Source organism: Streptomyces candidus, assembly GCF_014207445.1.
In the GTDB taxonomy this organism is placed as follows: domain Bacteria; phylum Actinomycetota; class Actinomycetes; order Streptomycetales; family Streptomycetaceae; genus Streptomyces; species Streptomyces candidus.
The window spans coordinates 89,956-112,559 of sequence record NZ_JACHEM010000006.1 but is presented as its reverse complement, the minus strand read 5'-3'; the positions used below and the strand labels follow the sequence as shown (position 1 = coordinate 112,559).

Genomic DNA, 22,604 nt, shown 5'->3' with positions numbered 1-22,604 from the left:
ATCGGGGTTGGCGGGTCCGGGCCGCGCATCCGGGCTGCGTCGTTGCAGTTCAGGGCGCGAGCATGAGGAGCACCGTTGAGCAGGTTGCGCTGGCTGACCGCGGGGGAGTCCCACGGCCCCGCACTCGTCGCGACGCTGGAGGGTCTTCCCGCCGGCGTGCCGATCACCACGGAGATGGTGGCGGACGCGCTGGCGCGACGGCGGCTCGGTTACGGGCGCGGCGCCCGGATGAAGTTCGAGCAGGACGAGGTCACCTTTCTCGGCGGCGTACGGCACGGCCTGACCATGGGCGGGCCCGTCGCGATCATGGTGGGCAACACCGAGTGGCCCAAGTGGGAGAAGGTCATGTCGGCCGACCCCGTGGACCCCGAGGAACTGGCCAAGCTGGCGCGCAACGCGCCGCTGACCCGCCCCCGTCCCGGCCACGCGGACCTCGCGGGCATGCAGAAGTACGCACTGGACGAGGCCCGTCCGGTTCTCGAGCGGGCCAGTGCGCGGGAAACCGCGGCGCGTGTCGCCCTGGGCACGGTCGCCCGTTCGTACCTGAAGCAGACGACCGGCATCGAGATCGTCTCGCACGTCGTCGAACTGGCCGCCGCCAAGGCCCCGTACGGGGTGCTGCCCCAGCCCTCCGACGAGGCGAAGCTGGACGAGGACCCGGTGCGCTGCCTGGACGCGGACGCGTCGAAGGCGATGATCGCGGAGATCGACCAGGCCCACAAGGACGGCGACACCCTCGGCGGTGTGGTCGAGGTGCTGGCATACAACGTTCCCGTCGGTCTCGGCTCGTTCACCCACTGGGACCGCCGTCTCGACTCCCGTCTCGCGGGGGCGCTCATGGGCATCCAGGCCATCAAGGGCGTCGAGGTCGGCGATGGCTTCGATCTGGCGCGGGTGCCGGGCTCCCAGGCGCACGACGAGATCGTGCCGACGGCGGACGGAGTGAAGCGCACCACCGGACGGGCGGGCGGTACCGAGGGCGGCATGTCCACGGGCGAGCTGCTGCGTGTGCGGGCGGCGATGAAGCCGATCGCGACGGTGCCGCGTGCGCTGGCGACGATCGACGTGGCCACCGGCGAGGTCGCCGCGGCCCACCACCAGCGCTCCGACGTGTGCGCCGTCCCGGCGGCGGGCATCGTGGCCGAGGCCATGGTGGCGCTGGTGCTCGCGGACGCCGTCGCGGAAAAGTTCGGCGGGGACAGCGTCGGCGAGACGCGGCGCAACGTGCAGTCCTACCTCGACAACCTCCAGATCCGGTGACCGGCACACCGGACGGGCCCAGGATCGTCCTGATCGGCCCGATGGGGGTCGGCAAGACCACAGTCGGCGCGCTGCTCGCCGAGCGGCTCGGCGTGGCGCACCGCGACACCGACGCGGACATCGTCGCGGCTCAGGGGCGCGAGATCGCCGACATCTTCGTGGACGAGGGCGAGGCGTACTTCCGTGAGCTGGAGCGGGAGGCCGTGCGTGCGGCCGTCGCGCAGCACACGGGCGTGCTCGCGCTCGGCGGCGGCGCGATCCTCGACGCGTCCACCCGCGAGCTGCTCGCCGCGCACCCGGTCGTCTATTTGTCGATGGACGTCGAAGAGGCGGTCAGGCGCACCGGGCTCAACCAGGCCCGCCCGCTGCTCGCCGTCAACCCGCGCAAGCAGTGGCGCGAGCTGATGGACGCCCGCCGCAGTCTGTACACCGAAGTCGCCCGGGTGGTCGTCGCCACCGACGGGCGCACCCCCGATGAGGTCGCCCAGGCGGTCCTCGACGCACTGGAGTTGAAGGACGCATGACGGAGCAGGCAACAGCGCCCACCCGGATCACCGTCGGCGGCACGGACGGCACGGACGCCTACGACGTGCTGGTGGGACGGCAGCTGCTCGGCGAACTCCCCGGACTGATCGGGAAGAAGGCCAAGCGGGTCGCCGTACTGCACCCCGAGGCGCTCGCCGAGACCGGTGAGGCCGTACGGGAGGATCTCGCGTCCCAGGGCTACGACGTCATCGCCGTCCAGCTGCCCAACGCCGAGGAGTCCAAGACCGTCGAGGTCGCGGCGTACTGCTGGAAGGCGCTCGGACAGACCAACTTCACCCGCACCGACGTGATCGTCGGCGTCGGCGGAGGGGCCACCACCGACGTGGCCGGATTCGTGGCGGCGACCTGGCTGCGCGGGGTGCGCTGGATCGCCGTGCCGACGACCGTGCTGGGCATGGTGGACGCAGCGGTCGGCGGCAAGACCGGCATCAACACCGCCGAGGGCAAGAACCTGGTCGGCGCGTTCCACCCGCCGGCCGGGGTGCTGTGCGACCTGGCCGCGCTCGACTCGCTGCCCGTCAACGACTACGTCTCCGGGCTCGCCGAGGTCATCAAGGCCGGTTTCATCGCCGACCCGGTGATCCTCGACCTCATCGAGGAGGACCCGCAGGCAGCCCGCACGCCCGCCGGACCGCACACGGCCGAGCTGATCGTACGGTCGATCCGCGTCAAGGCCGACGTGGTGACCGGCGACCTCAAGGAGGCCGGCCGCCGGGAGATCCTCAACTACGGCCACACCCTCGGTCACGCCATCGAGAAGAACGAGCGCTACAACTGGCGGCACGGGGCGGCCGTCTCCGTGGGCATGGTCTTCGCCGCCGAACTCGGCCGGATCGCCGGGCGCCTGGACGACGCCACCGCCGACCGGCACCGTACCGTCCTGGAATCGGTCGGGCTGCCGCTCACCTACCGCGGCGACCAGTGGCCGAAGCTGGTGGAGAACATGAAGGTCGACAAGAAGTCCCGTGGCGACCTGCTGCGCTTCATCGTCCTGGACGGCCTCGGCAAGCCGACCGTGCTGGAGGGCCCCGACCCGGCGATGCTGCTGGCCGCCCACGCGGAGATCGCCGCGTGAGCGCCGTGAGCCGGGTGTTCGTCCTGAACGGGCCCAACCTCGGGCGGCTCGGCTCGCGCGAGCCCGACGTGTACGGAGCGACCTCGTACGCCGGACTCGTCCAGGCCTGCCAGGAACTCGGCAAGGAGCTCGGCTTCGACGTCGAGGTCCGCGAGACCAACGACGAGGGCGAGCTGATCCGCTGGCTCCACGAGGCGGCGGACGGGTCGATCCCGGTCGTTCTCAACCCCGGTGCCTTCACGCACTACTCCTACGGGATGCGGGACGCCGCGGCCCAGCGCACCGCCCCGCTGATCGAGGTGCACATCTCGAACCCGTACACCCGGGAGGAGTTCCGGCACACCTCGGTGGTGGCCGCCGTCGCCAGCGGCACGATCGCGGGCTTCGGTATCGGCTCGTACCTGTTGGCGCTTCGCGCGCTCGCGGAGGAACGGGACGCCTGACAAAGACGTCTGTCAGGACAGGGCACTTAGGATCGCTTCCGTCCGTTCATCGGGTGAACGGACGGAAGCGGTACCGTGCGAGGGTTCGAGAGGGCCCCCGCGGGTCAGGTACCTCACGGTTCGGTTCTGCCGCCGGGTGGGACCGACGGGCCCGGCAACAGTCGCCTGTACGAGACGGAGTGGCACCGGATGCAGCACGTAGTGGGGGCTCCGCTGCCGCTTCCCCACGGGACCGGCGCGGCGGGCCGGACGGGAGACGGCGCCGCGTACCTGCCGCAGGGCGCTCCGCCGCCGCCGGCGTCCGGCCTCCCGCCGGCACATCTGCCCGCGGGACCGCCGGCACCCCGGACCCTTCCCCCGGCGCCGCACGCGCCGCAGTCCCCGCCCCCGGTCCATGCCCAGCAGGAGCACGCGCGCCAGGACCCGGCGCCGCGACCGCCCGCCGCCGGCCGCGAAGGGCCGCAGGCGCCCCAGCCGCACACCCCCGAGGCCCAGCAGGGATCCGCCCCACAGCCTCCTGTTTCTCTGCCGTCCGCCGTCCCCGAGCCGCCGCACGCCCGCCAGGACCCGGCGCCGCAGCCGCCGTCCCACGCACCCCGCACGCACGCCCCCGGTTTCGCGACGCCCGCGCAGCACACCGGCAACGGCAACAGCGGTCACGCTCCCGTCGCCCCTGCCCACGCGACCCCGCCGCAGCAACCTCATCAGCCCCCGGCGCACCCGCAGCAGCCCCAAGCCCAGCACCCCCAGCTCCACCCACCACAGCACCACCAGCCCCCGTCGCCCCACCACGCGCCCGTTCCGCCCGGCGCGCGGGACACCACCGGGCACATCCAGTTGCCACCGGGCGGCCCCGTTGCCCTGCCCGCGCCTCCGCCCTCCGCGGCGCACGCCGGCACCGGCAGCACCACCCTCGCCGTGCTGCTCATAGGGCCCGCAGGGGCGGGCAAGACGACGGTCGCCAAGTACTGGGCGCAGAGTCGCCAAGTGCCGACCGCCCACATCAGCCTCGACGACGTCCGCGAGTGGGTCTGCTCCGGCTTCGCCGACCCGCAGGCCGGGTGGAACGACCACTCCGAGGCGCAGTACCGGCTCGCCCGCCGCACGTGCGGCTTCGCCGCGCGCAACTTCCTCGCCAACAACATCTCCTGCATCGTCGACGACGCCGTCTTCCCCGACCGCCCCGTGGTCGGTCTCGGTGGCTGGAAGCGGCACGTGGGCCCCGGGCTGCTCCCCGTGGTTCTGCTGCCCGGCCTGGAGGTCGTCCTGGAACGCAACGCCAAGCGCAGCGGCAACAGGCGGCTCAGCGACGAGGAAGTGGCCCGCATCCACGGGCGGATGGCCGGCTGGTACGGGTCCGGACTGCCGATCATCGACAACTCGCAGTACGACGTGGCCACCACCGCCCAGCTGCTCGACGAGACCCTCGCGCGGGCGGTCGCGAGCCCGCCCACCTGGTAGTCCCTGGCGCCGGCCGGCCCACCGTCCGTCGGCCGACCCCCGGTCGGACGCGCAGAAACGGCACGCGACCGCCCCGGTACCTACGCTCGGGGCATGTCCGATGCCCATGGAATCCGCCGCGGGCGGCTGCGCGACCGCGTCGCCGCCGCGGGCAGCGAGGCCGTGCTGGTCTCCCGGCCCGCCAACGTCCGCTACCTCGCGGGCAGCGCCCCGTCCGGCGCCGTACTGCTCATCGGCCCCGGCGGCCCGGAGAGCGACGCGCTGCTGTGCCCCCGTACCCCCGAGGGCGCGCCCGGCGAGGGGCGTTGCGACGAAGCCCTGCGCGTGCACGTCCTGCCCGCCCCGGGCGCGGACGCGGCCGTGGCGGCCGCGGGGATGGCGCAGGCCCAGGGGGCGCGTTCGCTGGCCGTCGAGGAGCACCACCTGACCGTCGCCCGCCACCGGGCACTCGGTTCGGTCGCACCGCGGCTGCGGCTCACCGGGCTCGGCTCCGCCGTCGAGCAGCAGCGCATCGTCAAGGACCAGGAGGAGATCTCCTGCCTGCGCACCGCCGCCGAGATCGCCGACCAGGCACTCGGTGAACTCCTCGAATCCATCCTCGTGGGACGTACCGAGCGGCACCTCGCGCTGGAACTGGAGCGCCGCCTCGTCGACCATGGCGCCGACGCCCCCGCCTTCGCGACGTCCGTCGGTACGGGACCCGATTCGGGCCGTGCGGGTCACCGGCCCACCGACCGCCGGGTCGAGGAGGGCGACTTCCTGTCCGTCTGCCTCGGCGCGGACTACCGGGGCTACCGCTGCGAGATCGGCCGCACCTTCGTCATCGGCTCCAGCCCCGCGGACTGGCAGATCGAGCTGTACGACCTGGTGTTCGCCGCTCAGCGGGCGGGCCGGGAGGCGCTCGCACCAGGCGTGGAGTACCGCGAAGTCGACCGCACCGCACGGCAGCCACTGGAGGCGGCAGGGTACGGCGAGGGCCTCCCCGCGTCCACCGGACACGGCGTCGGGCTCGAAATCGTGGAGGACCCGCAGTTCGCACCGTCGGCCATGGGTAAACTGGACGCTTGTGTGCCGGTCACCGTCGAACCGGGGGTTCACCTCCCTGGCCGGGGCGGAGTCCGGATCGATGACACTCTCGTCGTGCGCCCCGAGGCGGACGGCGGACCCGAGCTACTCACCATTACGACCAAGGAACTGCTCGCGCTGTAGCTTCCTGCTCGCCGAGGGCGTTCTTTCGGTCGTTCCACCAGTCCAGGAGATTCCGCAACCGTGGCTTCCACGAACGACCTCAAGAACGGCATGGTGCTCAAGCTCGACGGAGGCCAGCTCTGGTCCGTCGTCGAGTTCCAGCACGTCAAGCCCGGCAAGGGCCCCGCCTTCGTGCGCACCAAGCTCAAGAGCGTGATGTCCGGCAAGGTCGTCGACAAGACGTTCAACGCCGGCACGAAGGTCGAGACGGCCACCATCGACCGCCGCGACATGCAGTTCTCGTACATGGACGGCGACTACTTCGTCTTCATGGACATGGACACGTACGACCAGCTCATGGTCGACCGCAAGGCCGTCGGCAACACCGCCAATTTCCTGATCGAGGGCTTCACCGCCTCCGTCGCCCAGCACGAGGGCGAGGTGCTCTACGTCGAGCTGCCGGCCGCCGTCGAGCTGACGATCCAGCACACCGACCCCGGTGTCCAGGGTGACCGCTCCACCGGTGGCACCAAGCCCGCCACCCTGGAGACCGGTTACGAGATCGGCGTCCCGCTGTTCATCACGACCGGCGAGAAGATCAAGGTCGACACCCGCACGGGCGACTACCTCGGCCGGGTGAACAGCTAACCGTGGCTGCTCGCAACAACGCCCGCAAGCGCGCGTTCCAGATCCTCTTCGAGGCCGATCAGCGCGGCACGTCCGTGCAGAATGTCCTCGCGGACTGGGTCCGGCACTCGCGGAGCGACGAGCGCCAGCCGCCGGTGACCGAATACACGATGGAACTCGTCGAGGGGTACGCGCAGTACGCGCCGCGCATCGACGAGCTCATCGAGACCTATGCCGAGGGCTGGGACCTCGACCGCATGCCGGTCGTGGACCGCAACATCGTCCGGCTCAGTACGTACGAGCTGGTGTGGGTGGACGGGACCCCGGACGCGGTGGTGATCGACGAGGCGGTACAGCTCGCCAAGGAGTTCTCCACCGACGACTCCCCGTCGTTCGTGAACGGCCTGCTGGGCCGGTTCAAGGACCTGAAGCCGAAGCTCCGCCGCGAGGAGAGCTGACGCTCGCCGCCGGTGGGCTCTGATGCCACCGAAGGGCCCGCGGTGCGGATCATCCGTACCGCGGGCCCTTCGTCGTACCACGGACCGTTCACCCCGGAACGGAAAAACCGCCGGGGGCGGTGGGAACCAGCTGGTTCCCACCGCCCCCGGCGGGACGTTTCTTCTCTTGCGGCGCACGGGCCGAGAGCCGTGGATCAGACCTCTTCGTGGCCCACGGCGCGACGCGCGTCCGCGTCCAGTACGCCCCAGCTGATGAGCTGTTCGGTCAGGACCGAGGGGGACTGGTCGTAGATCACGGCGAGGGTGCGCAGGTCGTCCTGACGGATCGACAGCACCTTGCCGTTGTAGTCGCCGCGCTGCGACTGGATGGTGGCCGCGTACCGCTGGAGCGGGCCGGCCTTCTCCGCCGGAACGTGCGCGAGACGCTCCAGGTCGAGACGGAGCTTGGGCGGCGGCTCGGCGGCACCGCCGGGCGTGGTCCCCGGCAGCAGCTCCTGCACCGGAACCCCGTAGAAGTCCGCCAGCTCGGCAAGACGCTGCACGGTCACTGCGCGGTCGCCGCGCTCGTACGAACCCACCACGACCGCCTTCCAGCGGCCCTGGGACTTCTCCTCGACACCGTGGAGGGAAAGGCCCTGCTGGGTGCGGATCGCACGGAGCTTGGCTCCGAGCTGCTTGGCGTATTCGCTGGACATAAAGCTCCCCGGACGCTGGAACATTGCGGCTCCGCCGCGTGGCTGGTAACTCACTGTGAGGTTACGCAGCGTTACTTGGTTGCGTCAAGCCGAACGGGTGGGACCCCCGGGAATGAAGGGATCCGGGGCCCCTGCTACCGTGGAACGCGTACATCCGACGTCCTTTAAGAACCGTCCCGTGAGGCGGAGAAGGAGGTCCGTTTCATTATGGACACCAGCAGTACAGGCGTTACCGGCAGCAAAAGCGATGCAGATGCCGCGCGGGCCGTTCTCGAAGGCCCCGACATCGCCCGCATGCTGACCCGTATCGCGCACGAAATCGTCGAACGCGCCAAGGGCGCCGACGACTGCGTCCTTCTCGGCATTCCGACCCGCGGTGTCTTCCTCGCCCGCCGGCTCGGCGCCAAGCTCGAAGAGATCACCGGCCGCCCGGTGCCGGTCGGCTCCCTCGACATCACCATGTACCGCGACGACCTGCGGATGCGGCCCGCCCGCGCCCTCGCCCGGACCGAGATCCCCGGCGACGGCCTCGACGGCCGCCTCGTGGTCCTCGTCGACGACGTGCTCTTCTCCGGCCGGACCATCCGCGCCGCCCTCGACGCCCTCGGCGACCTGGGCCGCCCGCGCGCCGTCCAGCTGGCCGTCCTCGTCGACCGCGGCCACCGCGAACTGCCGATCCGCGCCGACTACGTCGGCAAGAACCTCCCCACGTCGCTGCGGGAGACGGTCAAGGTCCAGCTCGCCGAGGAGGACGGCCGCGACACCGTGCTGCTCGGCGTCAAGCAGACCTCCCCGGCCGACAAGTAGCAGTCCGCCTCCCCGTACGGCCCGCGATCCGGGTCGTACGGACGCTGCTGCCTGCTCGTACGCCTCCTCCCCGCCTCCGTACACCTGGAGAGAACCCAAGATGATGCGCCACCTCATCTCGGCCGCCGACCTCACCCGCGACGACGCCGTCCTGATCCTCGACACGGCCGAGGAGATGGCCCGGGTCGCCGACCGGCCGATCAAGAAGCTGCCCACCCTGCGCGGGCGCACCGTCGTCAACCTCTTCTTCGAGGACTCGACGCGCACCCGGATCTCCTTCGAGGCCGCCGAGAAGCGCCTGTCGGCGGACGTCATCAACTTCACCGCCAAGGGCTCGTCGGTCTCCAAGGGCGAATCGCTGAAGGACACCGCGCAGACCCTGGAGGCGATGGGCGTCGACGCCGTCGTCATCCGGCACGGCGCGAGCGGGGCCCCCTACCGCCTCGCGACCTCCGACTGGATCGACGCGACCGTCATCAACGCCGGCGACGGCACGCACCAGCACCCCACGCAGGCCCTGCTCGACGCCTTCACCATGCGCCGCCGCCTGGTCGGCCGGGACGCCGGACTCGGCCAGGACCTGGAGGGCAAGCGGATCACGCTCGTCGGCGACGTCCTGCACAGCCGGGTCGCCCGCTCCAACGTGGACCTGCTGCACACCCTGGGCGCCGAGGTCACCCTCGTAGCGCCGCCCACCCTGCTGCCGATCGGCGTCGAGCACTGGCCCGCGCACGTCTCGTACGACATCGACAGCGTCCTCGCGAAGTCCGACGCGGTGATGATGCTGCGCGTCCAGCGCGAGCGCATGAACGCCGCCTTCTTCCCGACCGAGCGCGAGTACTCGCGGCGGTACGGGCTCAACGGCGAGCGCATGGCGAAGATGCCCGAGCACGCCATCGTCATGCACCCCGGCCCCATGGTCCGTGGCATGGAGATCACCGCCGACGTCGCCGACTCCGACCGCTGCACGGTCGTCGAGCAGGTCGCCAACGGGGTGTCCGTCCGCATGGCCGTCCTCTATCTGCTCCTGGGCGGCAACGAGTCCGCCACCCCCGCCCCTGCCGCCCGTACCGAGGAGAGCAAGTAATCATGAGCAAGACCCTGATCCGTGGTGCGAAGGTGCTGGGCGGCGAGGCCCAGGACGTACTGATCGACGGCGAGACGATCGCTCAGGTCGGTACCGGGCTCGAAGCCGGGGACGCGACCGTCGTCGAGGCCGAGGGCAAGATCCTGCTGCCGGGCCTCGTCGACCTGCACACCCATCTGCGCGAGCCGGGCCGCGAGGACTCCGAGACCGTCCTCACCGGCACCCGCGCCGCCGCCTCCGGCGGCTACACCGCCGTGTTCGCCATGGCCAACACCTTCCCCGTCGCCGACACCGCCGGCGTCGTCGAGCAGGTCTGGCGGCTCGGCCAGGAGTCCGGCTACTGCGACGTGCAGCCCATCGGCGCGGTTACCGTCGGCCTGGAGGGCAAGCAGCTCGCCGAGCTCGGCGCGATGCACGACTCCGCCGCCGGCGTGAAGGTCTTCTCCGACGACGGCAAGTGCGTCGACGACGCCGTGATCATGCGCCGTGCCCTGGAGTACGTGAAGGCCTTCGGCGGCGTCGTCGCCCAGCACGCCCAGGAGCCCCGCCTCACTGAGGGCGCCCAGATGAACGAGGGCGTCGTCTCCGCGGAACTCGGACTCGGCGGCTGGCCCGCCGTCGCCGAGGAGTCGATCATCGCGCGCGACGTGCTGCTCGCCGAGCACGTCGGCTCGCGGGTGCACATCTGCCACCTGTCGACCGCCGGTTCGGTCGAGATCGTCCGGTGGGCGAAGTCGCGCGGTATCGACGTGACGGCCGAGGTCACCCCGCACCACCTGCTGCTCACCGACGAGCTGGTCCGCTCGTACAACCCCGTCTACAAGGTCAACCCGCCGCTGCGCACCGAGAAGGACGTCATGGCGCTGCGCGAGGCGCTGGCCGACGGCACGATCGACATCGTCGCCACCGACCACGCCCCGCACCCGCACGAGGACAAGGACTGCGAGTGGGCCGCCGCCGCCATGGGCATGGTGGGCCTGGAGACCGCGCTGTCCGTCGTCCAGCAGACGATGGTGGAGACCGGGCTGCTCGACTGGGCCGGTGTCGCCGAGCGCATGTCGTACGCCCCGGCCGTCATCGGACGGCTGGAGGGCCACGGCCGCCCCGTCGCGGCGGGCGAACCCGCGAACCTCACCCTCGTCGACGCCGCTTACCGTGGACAGGTGGACCCCGCGGGCTTCGCCTCCCGCAGCCGCAACACCCCCTACCAGGGGCGCGAGCTGCCGGGACGCGTCACCCACACCTTCCTGCGGGGCCGGGCAACGGTCGTGGACGGGAAACTCGCGTGACAACTCTCACTGTGCTGGCAATCGAAGCCGAGAAGAAGTCGGCGGAGGTGACCGACTGGGGCGCACGCATCGCCTGGGTGGTCGGCCTGCTGCTCTTCGTGGCCTTCGTGTACTGGCTGATGCGCCAGGGCTGGAAGTGGCGGGGCACCCTCCAGTCGGACCTGCCGCCCCTCCCCGAATCGCCGACCGGGCCCGGTGCGGCGAAGCTGAGCACAAGTGGCCGGTACCACGGGTCCACGACCGCCGGGCAGTGGCTCGACCGGATCGTGGCACGGGGTCTGGGCACCCGCAGCAGGGTCGAGCTGACGCTCACCGACCAGGGCATGGACGTCGTACGGCCCGGGGCGGACGACTTCTTCGTACCCCGCGCCCAGCTCGTCGGGGCCCGCCTCGACAAGGGCATCGCCGGAAAGGTCCTGGCGGAGGGCGGCCTCCTGGTCGTCACCTGGGAACACGGCGGCAGGCAGATCGACTCCGGCTTCCGCTCCGACAGGGCCGCCGAGCACAGGGCCTGGGTCGAGGCCATCAACTCCATGACCGTCAGCTCCACGACAGACAGTTCCACGACAGACAGCTCCATGAAGACCGCAGGCACTACGGAAGGCACCGCACGATGACGATCTCCACCCGGGGAGCCGGCCAGGCTCCCGCCGTACTCGTCCTGGAGGACGGCCGCAGCTTCCGCGGCCGCGCCTACGGGGCCGTGGGGGAGACCTTCGGCGAGGCGGTGTTCAACACCGGCATGACCGGCTACCAGGAAACCCTCACCGACCCCTCCTACCACCGTCAGGTCGTCGTGATGACCGCCCCGCACGTGGGCAACACCGGCGTCAACGACGAGGACGACGAGTCGAAGAAGATCTGGGTCGCGGGCTACGTCGTACGGGACCCCGCCCGCGTCCCGTCCAACTGGCGCGCGCGACGCACCCTGGACGACGAGCTGAGCGCCCAGGGCGTCGTCGGGATCTCCGGCATCGACACCCGCGCCCTCACCCGCCACCTGCGCGAGCGCGGCGCCATGCGCGTCGGCATCTTCTCCGGCGAGGCGCTGGCCGACGAGGCCACGCTCCTCGCGCGGGTCCAGCAGGCCCCGCAGATGAAGGGCGCCGACCTCTCCGCGGAGGTCGCCACCGAGGAGACCTACGTCGTCCCCGCGATCGGTGAGAAGCGCTTCACCGTCGCCGCCATCGACCTCGGCATCAAGGGCATGACCCCGCACCGGATGGCCGAGCGCGGCATCGAGGTGCACGTGATGCCCGCGAGCGCCACGGCCGAGGAGCTGTACGCCGTCGACCCCGACGGCGTCTTCCTCTCCAACGGCCCCGGCGACCCGTCGACCGTCGACCTCACCGTCATCAAGGCGGCGCTGGCGAGGAAGACCCCGCTGTTCGGCATCTGCTTCGGCAACCAGATCCTCGGCCGGGCGCTCGGCTTCGGCACGTACAAGCTCAAGTACGGCCACCGCGGCATCAACCAGCCGGTCCAGGACCGCACCACCGGCAAGGTGGAGATCACCGCGCACAACCACGGGTTCGCCGTCGACGCACCCCTCGACAAGGTCTCCGACACCCCCTACGGCCGGGCGGAGGTCTCCCACGTCTGCCTGAACGACAACGTGGTGGAGGGCCTGCGGCTCCTCGACCAGCCGGCCTTCAGCGTCCAGTACCACCCCGAGGCAGCAGCGGGTCCGCACGACGCCGCGTACCTGTTCGACCGCTTCGTAGAGCTCATGGAGGGCCAGCGTGCCTAAGCGCACCGATATCCAGTCCGTCCTGGTCATCGGCTCCGGCCCGATCGTCATCGGCCAGGCCGCGGAGTTCGACTACTCCGGCACCCAGGCCTGCCGCATCCTCAAGGCCGAGGGCCTGCGGGTCGTCCTGGTCAACTCGAACCCCGCGACGATCATGACCGACCCGGAGATCGCCGACGCCACGTACGTCGAGCCGATCACCCCGGAGTACGTCGAGAAGATCATCGCCAAGGAGCGCCCCGACGCCCTCCTGCCGACCCTCGGCGGCCAGACCGCGCTCAACACCGCGATCTCCATGCACGAGCAGGGCGTGCTGGAGAAGTACGGCGTGGAGCTGATCGGCGCCAACGTCGAGGCCATCAACAAGGGCGAGGACCGCGACCTCTTCAAGGGCGTCGTCGAGGCCGTCAAGGCGAAGATCGGGTACGGCGAGTCCGCCCGCTCGGTCATCTGCCACACCATGGACGAGGTCGTCGCGGGCGTCGACACGCTCGGCGGCTACCCCGTCGTCGTCCGCCCCTCCTTCACCATGGGCGGCGCCGGCTCCGGCTTCGCCCACAACGAGGAGGAACTGCGCCGCATCGCAGGACAGGGCCTGACGCTCTCCCCGACCACCGAGGTGCTCCTGGAGGAGTCCATCCTCGGCTGGAAGGAGTACGAGCTGGAGCTGATGCGCGACAAGAACGACAACGTCGTGGTCGTCTGCTCCATCGAGAACTTCGACCCGATGGGCGTGCACACCGGCGACTCCATCACCGTCGCCCCGGCGATGACGCTGACCGACCGCGAGTACCAGCGGCTGCGCGACATCGGCATCGCCATCATCCGCGAGGTCGGCGTCGACACCGGCGGCTGCAACATCCAGTTCGCGGTCAACCCCGACGACGGCCGCATCATCGTCATCGAGATGAACCCGCGCGTCTCCCGCTCCTCGGCGCTCGCCTCCAAGGCCACCGGCTTCCCGATCGCCAAGATCGCCGCCCGCCTGGCCGTCGGCTACACGCTGGACGAGATCCCCAACGACATCACCGAGAAGACCCCGGCCTCCTTCGAGCCGACCCTCGACTACGTCGTCGTCAAGGTCCCGCGGTTCGCGTTCGAGAAGTTCCCGGCCGCCGACGCCACCCTCACCACCACCATGAAGTCGGTGGGCGAGGCCATGGCCATCGGCCGCAACTTCACCGAGGCGCTCAACAAGGCGCTGCGCTCCCTGGAGAAGAAGGGCAGCCAGTTCAGCTTCGTCGGCGAGCCCGGCGACAAGGCCGAACTGCTCGAAATCTCCAAGGTCCCCACCGACGGCCGCATCAACACCGTCATGCAGGCCATCCGGGCCGGCGCCACCCAGGAGGAGGTCTTCGACGCCACGAAGATCGACCCCTGGTTCGTCGACCAGCTGTTCCTGATCAACGAGTACGCGGTCGAGCTCGCCGCCGCCGACAAGCTCGACCCCGAGCTGCTCGCCGACGCCAAGCGGCACGGCTTCTCCGACGTCCAGATCGCCGAGATCCGCGGCCTGCGCGAGGACGTCGTCCGCGAGGTCCGCCACGCGCTGGGCGTGCGCCCGGTCTACAAGACGGTCGACACCTGCGCCGCCGAGTTCGCCGCGAAGACGCCGTACTTCTACTCCTCGTACGACGAGGAGTCCGAGGTCGCGCCCCGCGAGAAGCCCGCCGTGATCATCCTGGGCTCCGGCCCGAACCGCATCGGCCAGGGCATCGAGTTCGACTACTCCTGCGTCCACGCCTCCTTCGCGCTCAGCGACGCGGGGTACGAGACCGTGATGGTCAACTGCAACCCGGAGACCGTCTCCACCGACTACGACACCTCCGACCGCCTGTACTTCGAGCCGCTCACCCTCGAAGACGTGCTGGAGATCGTCCACGCGGAGTCCCTCGCGGGCCCGATCGCCGGCGTCATCGTCCAGCTCGGCGGCCAGACCCCCCTCGGCCTCGCCCAGGCGCTCAAGGACAACGGCGTCCCCGTCGTCGGCACCCCGCCGGAGGCCATCCACGCCGCCGAGGACCGCGGCGCGTTCGGCCGCGTGCTCGCCGAGGCCGGTCTGCCCGCCCCCAAGCACGGCACCGCGACCACGTTCGACGAGGCCAAGGCCATCGCCGACGAGATCGGCTACCCCGTGCTGGTGCGCCCGTCGTACGTGCTCGGCGGCCGCGGCATGGAGATCGTCTACGACGAGACCCGGCTCTCCTCGTACATCGAGGAGTCCACCGAGATCGGCCCGGACCGCCCGGTCCTGGTCGACCGCTTCCTCGACGACGCCATCGAGATCGACGTCGACGCCCTCTACGACGGCCACGAGCTCTACCTCGGCGGCGTCATGGAGCACATCGAGGAAGCCGGCATCCACTCCGGCGACTCGGCCTGCGCACTGCCCCCGATCACCCTCGGCGGCTTCGACATCAAGCGGCTGCGGATCTCCACGGAGGCCATCGCCAAGGGCGTCGGGGTGCGCGGGCTGATCAACATCCAGTTCGCCATGGCCGGGGACATCCTCTACGTCCTGGAAGCCAACCCGCGCGCCTCCCGCACCGTCCCCTTCACCTCGAAGGCGACCGCGGTGCCGCTGGCGAAGGCCGCCGCCCGCATCTCGCTGGGCGCCACCGTCGCCGAGCTGCGCGCCGAGGGCATGCTGCCGAAGACCGGCGACGGCGGCACGCTGCCGCCCGACGCGCCGATCTCCGTCAAGGAGGCCGTGATGCCGTGGAGCCGCTTCCGCGACATGCACGGACGCGGCGTCGACACCGTGCTCGGCCCGGAGATGCGCTCCACCGGCGAGGTCATGGGCATCGACTCCGTCTTCGGCACCGCCTACGCCAAGTCGCAGGCCGGCGCGTACGGCCCGCTGCCCACCAAGGGCCGCACCTTCATCTCGGTCGCCAACCGGGACAAGCGCTCGATGATCTTCCCGGCGCGCGAACTCGTCGCCCACGGCTTCGAGCTGCTCGCCACCTCCGGCACCGCCGAGGTCCTCAAGCGCAACGGCATCAACGCCACCGTCGTGCGCAAGCAGTCCGAGGGCGAGGGCCCGAACGGCGAGAAGACCATCGTCCAGCTCATCCACGACGGCGAGGTCGACCTCATCATCAACACCCCGTACGGCACGGGCGGCCGACTCGACGGCTACGAGATCCGCACTGCCGCCGTGGCCCGCTCCGTGCCCTGCCTCACCACGGTCCAGGCGCTCGCCGCCGCCGTGCAGGGCATCGACGCGCTCAACCGCGGCGACGTGGGGGTCCGCTCCCTCCAGGAACACGCGGAACGGCTGACCGCGGCCCGCGAGGACTGAGTCGCTGGCGAGGGGGACACCGGGAGCATCCGGTGTCCCCCTCTTCGCGAGCCCTCTTCTCCCCACCACGCGCCCGGAGGCGTCCCGTGTACAAGTTCTTCTTCCAGCTCGTCTTCCAGCGGATGGACCCCGAGAAGGCCCACTACCTGGCCTTCCGCTGGATCCGCCTGGCGGCCCGCGTCCCGGTCCTGCGCACCTTCGTCGCCGCAGCCCTCGCGCCCCGGTACAAGGAGCTGCGCACCGAGGCCCTGGGCCTGCGCATGCACGGCCCCTTCGGCCTGGCCGCCGGCTTCGACAAGAACGCCGTCGCCATCGACGGCATGACGATGCTCGGCTTCGACCACATCGAGATCGGCACCGTCACCGCCCAGCCGCAGCCCGGCAACCCCAGGAAGCGTCTCTTCCGTCTGGTCGCCGACCGCGCGCTGATCAACCGCATGGGCTTCAACAACGAGGGCTCCGAGGCGGTCGCCGCCCGCCTGGCCGCCCGCAACCCCGTCTTCAGGGCCACCGTGGGCGTCAACATCGGCAAGACGAAGGCCGTACCGGAGAAGGAGACGGTCGCCGACTACGTGACCTCCACCGAGCGCCTCGCGGCCCACGCCGACTACCTCGTCGTGAACGTGTCGTCCCCGAACACCCCCGGCCTGCGCAACCTCCAGGCCGCCGAGTCGCTGCGCCCGCTGCTGACCGCCGTACGGGAGGCAGCCGACCGCACCGTCACCGACCGCCGCGTCCCGCTCCTGGTCAAGATCGCCCCCGACCTCGCGGACGAGGACGTCGACGCCGTCGCCGACCTGGCCCTGGAGCTCGGCCTGGACGGAATCATCGCCACCAACACCACCATCGCCCGCGAAACCCTCGGCCTGAAGTCCTCCCCGGAGCTGTACCAGGAGACCGGCGGTCTCTCGGGGGCGCCCGTCAAGGCCCGCTCCCTGGAGGTCCTGCGCCGCCTGTACGCCCGCGTGGGCGACGACCTCGTGCTCGTCGGGGTGGGCGGCATCGAGGACGCCGAGGACGCCTGGCAGCGCATCCTCGCGGGCGCGACCCTCGTCCAGGGCTACAGCGCCTTCGTCTACGAGGGTCCGTTCTACGCCCGCGCGATCCACAAGGGCCTGGCCGCGCGCCTGGCCAACAGCCCGTACACGACCCTCGCCGAGGCCGTCGGCGCCGATGTGAAGAAGGCCGCCGCATGATTCCCTTCGGTACCCGTCTGCGCGCCGCCATGGACACCCGTGGCCCCCTCTGCGTCGGCATCGACCCGCACGCCTCCCTCCTGGACGCCTGGGGCCTGGCCGACGACATCAAGGGCCTGGAGACCTTCACCCGCAGCGCCGTGGAGGCGCTCGCCGACCGGGTCGCCGTCCTCAAGCCGCAGTCCGCGTTCTTCGAGCGGTTCGGTTCGCGCGGCATCGCCGTCCTGGAGAAGGCCGTCGAAGAGGCCCGCGCGGCCGGGGCACTGGTCCTGATGGACGCCAAACGCGGCGACATCGGCTCCACGATGGGCGCGTACGCCGCCACCTACCTCGACCCCGGGTCCCCGCTGTTCTCGGACGCGGTCACCGTCTCCCCGTACCTGGGCTTCGGTTCGCTGCGTCCGGCGCTCGACCTGGCCGCCGCGAACGGCGCGGGCGTCTTCGTCCTCGCCCTCACCTCCAATCCGGAGGGCGCCGAGGTGCAGCGCGCCACCGCGGCCGACGGCCGCTCGCTGGCCCAGCTGATGCTGGACCACATGGCCGCCGAGAACGCGGGCGCCGACCCGATGGGCTCCGTCGGCGCGGTCGTCGGCGCGACGCTGGGCGACGCGGGCGCGAACCTCGCGATCAACGGCCCGCTGCTCGCCCCGGGCATCGGCGCGCAGGGCGCGACCCCCGCCGATCTGCCCGGAGTCTTCGGTTCCGCGGTCGGCAACGTCGTGCCGAGTGTGAGCCGGGGGGTTCTGCGCCACGGACCCGGCGCGAGCGGACTGCGGGACGCCGCCCAGCGGTTCGCGGACGAGGTGCGCGAGGCCGTTTCGGCGGCCTGACCACCCGGCCGGGAGTGCTTCGAGTGCCAAGTTGACGAATTCATAGGCAAAAACTCGGTCGGTATCGGCGGAAATGTCCAGCTCGTCTGAGGCTGACCAGGACTTTTGGTCCGTTCTCACTGACGGGAGCGGCCATCCCCGCTAGTCTCCGACGAGAGCAAACACACAGCTCCACCGTGTGTTTGGTCACCGAGTGCGGGGTTACTAGCTCCACACCGGTCCGTATCCGACAGTTCGACATCCGAGGTGACGTAGGCGTGGCTCTTCCGCCCCTTACCCCTGAACAGCGCGCAGCCGCGCTCGAAAAGGCCGCCGCGGCTCGCCGGGAGCGGGCCGAGGTCAAGAATCGACTCAAGCACTCCGGCGCTTCCCTCCACGAGGTCATCAAGCAGGGCCAGGAGAACGACGTCATCGGGAAGATGAAGGTCTCCGCGCTCCTGGAGTCCCTGCCCGGCGTCGGCAAGGTCCGCGCGAAGCAGATCATGGAGCGGCTCGGCATCTCCGAGAGCCGCCGGGTGCGCGGTCTGGGCTCCAATCAGATCGCATCCCTGGAGCGGGAGTTCGGCGGCAGCGCCGCCTGAGCGTCCCCCGTGGACGCCCCGGCGGTTCTCCCCGTCCTCGCGCAAGGCGGTTGACTCGCGGTCCGGGCATGCCCGGGAAGCTGGAATAATCGCTCCATGGCTGCAACATCCCGGGGGACGACCCCCGCACCCCCGGACGCACGTCCGCGGCTGACCGTGCTCTCCGGCCCCTCCGGGGTCGGCAAGAGCACGGTCGTCGCGCACATGCGCAAGGTCCACCCCGAGGTCTGGCTCTCCGTCTCGGCCACGACCCGCAAGCCGCGTCCCGGCGAGCGGCACGGCGTCCAGTACTTCTTCGTCTCCGACGAGGAGTTCGACAAGCTGGTCGCCAACGGGGAACTGCTGGAGTGGGCCGAGTTCGCGGGCAATCGTTACGGCACCCCGCGCGCCGCCGTCTCCGAGCGCCTGGAGGCCGGCGAGCCCGTACTCCTGGAGATCGACCTCCAGGGGGCACGCCAGGTCAAGGAGTCGCTCGCCGACTCCCAGCTGGTCTTCCTCGCTCCGCCGAGCTGGGACGAACTGGTCCGCCGCCTGACCGGCCGCGGCACCGAGTCGTCCGAGGTCATCGAGCGCCGACTGGCCGCCGCCAAGATCGAACTCGCCGCCGAGGCGGAGTTCGACACCACCCTTGTCAACACCTCCGTCGAGGACGTAGCACGTGAGCTGCTAGCCTTGATGGAAGTTGTTTGATCTTTGTCCACTTTTTTCGGGCGGCCCAGAAGACCGGTTCTCCGGAAGCCGGGTGTCCCGGAAGTTTTCGGAAGGTAGAGCGTGTCCTCTTCCATCACCACGCCCGAGGGCATCATCAACCCGCCGATCGATGAGCTGCTTGAGGCCACGGACTCCAAGTACAGCCTCGTGATCTACGCGGCCAAGCGCGCGCGCCAGATCAACGCGTACTACTCCCAGCTCGGCGAAGGCCTGCTGGAGTACGTCGGTCCGCTGGTGGACACCCACGTCCACGAGAAGCCCCTCTCGATCGCCCTGCGTGAGATCAACGCGGGTCTGCTGACGTCCGAGGCCATCGAGGGCCCCGCGCAGTAGGCATAACAGAGCGTCTTCACCACAGGCCCGACGGCACGCCCGTCGGGCCTGTGGTGTGTGATGGGTCCAGTACGTACGTGTGCCGATGCGGGGAGCTGTGACTGTGGAGAAGCCGAAGGTCGTCCTGGGGGTCAGCGGGGGCATCGCCGCCTACAAGGCGTGCGAGCTGCTGCGCCGGCTGACGGAGTCGGGCCACGACGTACGGGTCGTGCCGACGGAGGCCTCCCTGCACTTCGTGGGCGCGGCCACCTGGTCGGCGCTGTCCGGCAACCCGGTCTCCGCCGAGGTCTGGGACTCCGTCCACGAGGTCCCGCACGTCCGCATCGGCCAGCACGCGGACCTCGTCGTCGTCGCCCCCGCCACCGCGGACATGCTCGCCAAGGCCGCCCACGGCCTCGCCGACGACCTCCTCACCAACACCCTCCTCACCGCCCGCTGCCCGGTCCTCTTCGCCCCGGCCATGCACACCGAGATGTGGGAGCACCCAGCGACCCAGGAGAACGTGGCGACGCTGCGCCGCCGCGGCGCGGTCGTCCTGGAACCGGCCGTCGGCCGACTGACCGGCGTCGACACCGGCAAGGGGCGCTTCCCGGACCCGGCCGAGATCTTCGAGACGTGTCGCCGGGTACTGGCCCGCGGGGTCGCCGCGCCCGACCTCTCCGGCCGTCACGTCGTCGTCAGCGCGGGCGGCACCCGCGAGCCCCTGGACCCGGTGCGCTTTCTGGGGAACCGTTCCTCCGGCAAGCAGGGGTACGCCCTCGCGCGCACCGCCCTCGCCCGTGGTGCCCGGGTCACGCTCATCGAGGCGAACACCGGGCTGCCCGACCCGGCCGGCGCCGACATCGTCCGCGTAGGAACGGCGGTGCAGCTCCGCGAGGCGGTTCTGAAGGCCGCGGCGGACGCCGACGCGGTGGTGATGGCCGCGGCCGTCGCCGACTTCCGTCCCGAGACCTACGCCACGGGCAAGATCAAGAAGCGGGACGGCCACGAGCCCGAGCCGATCGCCCTGGTCCGCAACCCGGACATCCTCGCCGAGATCGCCGGTGGCGGCACCGGAGAGCGGCCGCGTCCCGGACAGGTCGTCGTCGGATTCGCCGCCGAGACCGACGACGTCCTCGCCAACGGGCGCAGGAAGCTCCGGCGCAAGGGCTGCGATCTGCTCGTCGTCAATGAGGTGGGGGAGCGCAAGACCTTCGGCTCGGAGGAGAACGAGGCCGTGGTGCTCGGAGCGGACGGGACCCAGACCCCGGTGCCGCACGGCCCCAAGGACACTCTCGCGGACCTCGTGTGGGACTTGGTCGTCCCTCGGCTCGACCCGAGCCGCCGGTAGAGCCGCGAGATCTCCGCTCACCCCGGACGCCCCAAAACCCGTAATAGCGGGATTTTCGGCCCCTGGCGGAGATCGCTCGCCGTGCTGCACAATGCAGTGCCGCCGATCACATGACTCCCATTCGGTGAGACACGTGGTCCGGCGGGCAGGCACGACCGATAAAGTGATGGCGGACCGATGCCGGGCGCAGCTCCCGTGCCGGTCCGCCAATGATCAGCCAGCAGCCGCTGCAACCCCAGGGAGCGTTGTGTCCCGTCGTCTGTTCACCTCGGAGTCTGTGACCGAGGGCCACCCCGACAAGATCGCTGACCAGATCAGCGACACGATCCTCGACGCGCTCCTGCGGGAGGACCCGACATCCCGGGTCGCCGTGGAGACCCTGATCACGACGGGCCTCGTGCACGTCGCCGGCGAGGTCACCACGAAGGCGTACGCGCCGATCGCACAGCTCGTGCGCGAGAAGATCCTCGACATCGGCTACGACTCCTCGAAGAAGGGCTTCGACGGCGCCTCCTGCGGCGTGTCGGTGTCCATCGGCGCCCAGTCCCCGGACATCGCGCAGGGCGTCGACACCGCGTACGAGAAGCGGGTCGAGGGCGACGAGGACGAGCTCGACAAGCAGGGCGCGGGCGACCAGGGCCTGATGTTCGGCTACGCCTGCGACGAGACCCCGGAGCTGATGCCGCTCCCGATCCACCTCGCGCACCGGCTGTCGCGCCGCCTCTCGGAGGTCCGCAAGAACGGGACGATCCCCTACCTGCGCCCCGACGGCAAGACCCAGGTCACCATCGAGTACGACGGTGACAAGGCCGTCCGCCTCGACACGGTCGTCGTCTCCTCGCAGCACGCCTCGGACATCGACCTGGAGTCCCTGCTCGCCCCGGACATCCGCGAGTTCGTCGTCGAGCACGTCCTCAAGCAGCTCGTCGAGGACGGCATCAAGCTCGACACCGAGGGCTACCGCCTCCTGGTCAACCCGACCGGCCGCTTCGAGATCGGCGGCCCGATGGGTGACGCCGGCCTGACCGGCCGCAAGATCATCATCGACACGTACGGCGGCATGGCCCGCCACGGCGGCGGCGCCTTCTCGGGCAAGGACCCGTCCAAGGTCGACCGCTCGGCCGCGTACGCGATGCGCTGGGTCGCCAAGAACGTCGTCGCGGCCGGCCTCGCAGCCCGCTGCGAGGTCCAGGTCGCGTACGCGATCGGCAAGGCCGAGCCGGTCGGTCTGTTCGTCGAGACCTTCGGCACCGCCACCGTCGACACCGACAAGATCGAGCACGCCATCGCGGAGGTCTTCGACCTGCGCCCGGCCGCGATCATCCGCGACCTGGACCTGCTGCGCCCGATCTACTCCCAGACCGCCGCCTACGGCCACTTCGGCCGCGAGCTGCCGGACTTCACCTGGGAGCGCACCGACCGCGTGGACGCGCTGAAGCAGGCCGCGGGCGTCTGAGTCCCGCCCGGCCCGGTCACTTCCCGGGCTTGCGGGTCCCGTACGGCTGAGGGTCGCCGCCGGTTCCGTTTCGCGAGGGCCCCGGACCGCTGGATGCGGTCCGGGGCCCTCGCGTCTTCCCGTACGGTGCGGAGAATGCCACCGCCGGGCCCCGCCGCCCGTCGTCCGGGGCCGGTG

At 70.7% G+C, this 22,604-nt stretch carries 22 protein-coding genes; 21 read left to right on the top strand and 1 reads right to left on the bottom strand.

Features of this window, described 5'->3' with window-relative positions; translation table 11 throughout:
* The first annotated feature begins 75 nt into the window (after window positions 1-75).
* The 8 genes from aroC to nusB all read left to right on the top strand — a co-directional run bounded on the left by aroC (window position 76) and on the right by nusB (window position 7,058).
* Window positions 76-1,260 (top strand): chorismate synthase, encoded by a 1,185-nt coding sequence (gene aroC / locus HNQ79_RS13580; RefSeq protein WP_185030610.1) that lies wholly within the window; start codon window positions 76-78, stop codon window positions 1,258-1,260.
* Between the two features lie 41 nt (window positions 1,261-1,301).
* Window positions 1,302-1,784 (top strand): shikimate kinase, encoded by a 483-nt coding sequence (locus tag HNQ79_RS13575; protein WP_185031105.1) that lies wholly within the window; start codon window positions 1,302-1,304, stop codon window positions 1,782-1,784.
* On the top strand, window positions 1,781-2,881 hold the full coding sequence (gene aroB, locus HNQ79_RS13570; protein WP_185030608.1) for a 3-dehydroquinate synthase: 1,101 nt from the start codon (window positions 1,781-1,783) through the stop codon (window positions 2,879-2,881). Before HNQ79_RS13575 ends, aroB begins: the two co-directional genes overlap by 4 nt.
* Before the next feature lie 5 nt (window positions 2,882-2,886).
* On the top strand, window positions 2,887-3,324 hold the full coding sequence (gene aroQ, locus HNQ79_RS13565; protein WP_185031102.1) for a type II 3-dehydroquinate dehydratase: 438 nt from the start codon (window positions 2,887-2,889) through the stop codon (window positions 3,322-3,324).
* A 525-nt stretch (window positions 3,325-3,849) separates the two neighbouring features.
* On the top strand, window positions 3,850-4,785 hold the full coding sequence (locus HNQ79_RS13560; protein ID WP_185031100.1) for an AAA family ATPase: 936 nt from the start codon (window positions 3,850-3,852) through the stop codon (window positions 4,783-4,785).
* 93 nt (window positions 4,786-4,878) lie between these two features.
* Entirely contained in the window at window positions 4,879-5,994 is a 1,116-nt protein-coding gene (locus HNQ79_RS13555; protein ID WP_185030605.1) for an aminopeptidase P family protein, read from the top strand.
* 60 nt (window positions 5,995-6,054) lie between these two features.
* A complete protein-coding gene (efp, locus tag HNQ79_RS13550) occupies window positions 6,055-6,621 on the top strand; it encodes an elongation factor P (RefSeq protein WP_185030603.1) in 567 nt (188 codons plus the stop codon).
* 2 nt (window positions 6,622-6,623) lie between these two features.
* Window positions 6,624-7,058: a transcription antitermination factor NusB gene (gene nusB / locus HNQ79_RS13545; protein ID WP_185030601.1), complete on the top strand. Its 435-nt coding sequence runs from the start codon at window positions 6,624-6,626 to the stop codon at window positions 7,056-7,058.
* Between the two features lie 194 nt (window positions 7,059-7,252).
* Here nusB and bldD read toward each other — a convergent pair whose 3' ends face one another.
* Window positions 7,253-7,753: a transcriptional regulator BldD gene (bldD, locus tag HNQ79_RS13540; RefSeq protein WP_185030598.1), complete on the bottom strand. Its 501-nt coding sequence runs from the start codon at window positions 7,751-7,753 to the stop codon at window positions 7,253-7,255.
* A 207-nt stretch (window positions 7,754-7,960) separates the two neighbouring features.
* Between bldD and pyrR the strand changes: the two genes are divergently transcribed.
* The 13 genes from pyrR (at window position 7,961) to metK (ending at window position 22,427) form a co-directional block, all read left to right on the top strand.
* Window positions 7,961-8,560, top strand: coding sequence for a bifunctional pyr operon transcriptional regulator/uracil phosphoribosyltransferase PyrR (gene pyrR / locus HNQ79_RS13535; protein ID WP_185030595.1), 600 nt, complete (start codon window positions 7,961-7,963; stop codon window positions 8,558-8,560).
* Window positions 8,561-8,660: 100 nt separating this feature from the next.
* A complete protein-coding gene (locus tag HNQ79_RS13530; protein ID WP_185030593.1) occupies window positions 8,661-9,647 on the top strand; it encodes an aspartate carbamoyltransferase catalytic subunit in 987 nt (328 codons plus the stop codon).
* A gap of 2 nt (window positions 9,648-9,649) precedes the next feature.
* Window positions 9,650-10,936: a dihydroorotase gene (locus HNQ79_RS13525; RefSeq protein WP_185030590.1), complete on the top strand. Its 1,287-nt coding sequence runs from the start codon at window positions 9,650-9,652 to the stop codon at window positions 10,934-10,936.
* Entirely contained in the window at window positions 10,933-11,553 is a 621-nt protein-coding gene (locus HNQ79_RS13520; protein WP_185030588.1) for a PH-like domain-containing protein, read from the top strand. Before HNQ79_RS13525 ends, HNQ79_RS13520 begins: the two co-directional genes overlap by 4 nt.
* Complete coding sequence (gene carA, locus HNQ79_RS13515) at window positions 11,550-12,686, top strand: glutamine-hydrolyzing carbamoyl-phosphate synthase small subunit (RefSeq protein ID WP_185030586.1); 1,137 nt, start codon at window positions 11,550-11,552, stop codon at window positions 12,684-12,686. The genes HNQ79_RS13520 and carA overlap by 4 nt, the downstream gene beginning before the upstream one ends.
* On the top strand, window positions 12,679-15,990 hold the full coding sequence (gene carB, locus HNQ79_RS13510; RefSeq protein ID WP_185030584.1) for a carbamoyl-phosphate synthase large subunit: 3,312 nt from the start codon (window positions 12,679-12,681) through the stop codon (window positions 15,988-15,990). The genes carA and carB overlap by 8 nt, the downstream gene beginning before the upstream one ends.
* Before the next feature lie 86 nt (window positions 15,991-16,076).
* Window positions 16,077-17,186, top strand: coding sequence for a quinone-dependent dihydroorotate dehydrogenase (locus HNQ79_RS13505; RefSeq protein ID WP_185030571.1), 1,110 nt, complete (start codon window positions 16,077-16,079; stop codon window positions 17,184-17,186).
* Complete coding sequence (gene pyrF, locus HNQ79_RS13500) at window positions 17,183-18,016, top strand: orotidine-5'-phosphate decarboxylase (RefSeq protein WP_185030569.1); 834 nt, start codon at window positions 17,183-17,185, stop codon at window positions 18,014-18,016. The genes HNQ79_RS13505 and pyrF overlap by 4 nt, the downstream gene beginning before the upstream one ends.
* 257 nt (window positions 18,017-18,273) lie before the next feature.
* Window positions 18,274-18,597: an integration host factor gene (locus HNQ79_RS13495; protein WP_014157387.1), complete on the top strand. Its 324-nt coding sequence runs from the start codon at window positions 18,274-18,276 to the stop codon at window positions 18,595-18,597.
* Window positions 18,598-18,693: 96 nt separating this feature from the next.
* The gene (gene gmk / locus HNQ79_RS13490; RefSeq protein ID WP_185030567.1) at window positions 18,694-19,287 is read left to right on the top strand and encodes a guanylate kinase; all 594 of its coding nucleotides are present in this window, start codon (window positions 18,694-18,696) and stop codon (window positions 19,285-19,287) included.
* Between the two features lie 81 nt (window positions 19,288-19,368).
* A complete protein-coding gene (gene rpoZ / locus HNQ79_RS13485; RefSeq protein WP_003970369.1) occupies window positions 19,369-19,641 on the top strand; it encodes a DNA-directed RNA polymerase subunit omega in 273 nt (90 codons plus the stop codon).
* Window positions 19,642-19,744: 103 nt separating this feature from the next.
* On the top strand, window positions 19,745-20,971 hold the full coding sequence (coaBC, locus tag HNQ79_RS13480; protein WP_185030565.1) for a bifunctional phosphopantothenoylcysteine decarboxylase/phosphopantothenate--cysteine ligase CoaBC: 1,227 nt from the start codon (window positions 19,745-19,747) through the stop codon (window positions 20,969-20,971).
* 247 nt (window positions 20,972-21,218) lie between these two features.
* Entirely contained in the window at window positions 21,219-22,427 is a 1,209-nt protein-coding gene (gene metK / locus HNQ79_RS13475) for a methionine adenosyltransferase (protein WP_185030562.1), read from the top strand.
* Window positions 22,428-22,604 lie beyond the last annotated feature (177 nt).

What these genes read in the sequence shown, in the direction of transcription:
- HNQ79_RS13525 (WP_185030590.1), top strand. Translation starts at nt 9,650, where the DNA reads ATGAGCAAGACCCTGATCCGTGGTGCGAAGGTGCTGGGCGGCGAGGCC.
- pyrF (WP_185030569.1), top strand. Translation starts at nt 17,183, where the DNA reads ATGATTCCCTTCGGTACCCGTCTGCGCGCCGCCATGGACACCCGTGGC.
- HNQ79_RS13555 (WP_185030605.1), top strand. Translation starts at nt 4,879, where the DNA reads ATGTCCGATGCCCATGGAATCCGCCGCGGGCGGCTGCGCGACCGCGTC.
- carA (WP_185030586.1), top strand. Translation starts at nt 11,550, where the DNA reads ATGACGATCTCCACCCGGGGAGCCGGCCAGGCTCCCGCCGTACTCGTC.
- pyrR (WP_185030595.1), top strand. Translation starts at nt 7,961, where the DNA reads ATGGACACCAGCAGTACAGGCGTTACCGGCAGCAAAAGCGATGCAGAT.
- HNQ79_RS13530 (WP_185030593.1), top strand. Translation starts at nt 8,661, where the DNA reads ATGATGCGCCACCTCATCTCGGCCGCCGACCTCACCCGCGACGACGCC.
- aroB (WP_185030608.1), top strand. Translation starts at nt 1,781, where the DNA reads ATGACGGAGCAGGCAACAGCGCCCACCCGGATCACCGTCGGCGGCACG.
- bldD (WP_185030598.1), bottom strand. Translation starts at nt 7,753, where the DNA reads ATGTCCAGCGAATACGCCAAGCAGCTCGGAGCCAAGCTCCGTGCGATC.
- gmk (WP_185030567.1), top strand. Translation starts at nt 18,694, where the DNA reads ATGGCTGCAACATCCCGGGGGACGACCCCCGCACCCCCGGACGCACGT.
- HNQ79_RS13575 (WP_185031105.1), top strand. Translation starts at nt 1,302, where the DNA reads ATGGGGGTCGGCAAGACCACAGTCGGCGCGCTGCTCGCCGAGCGGCTC.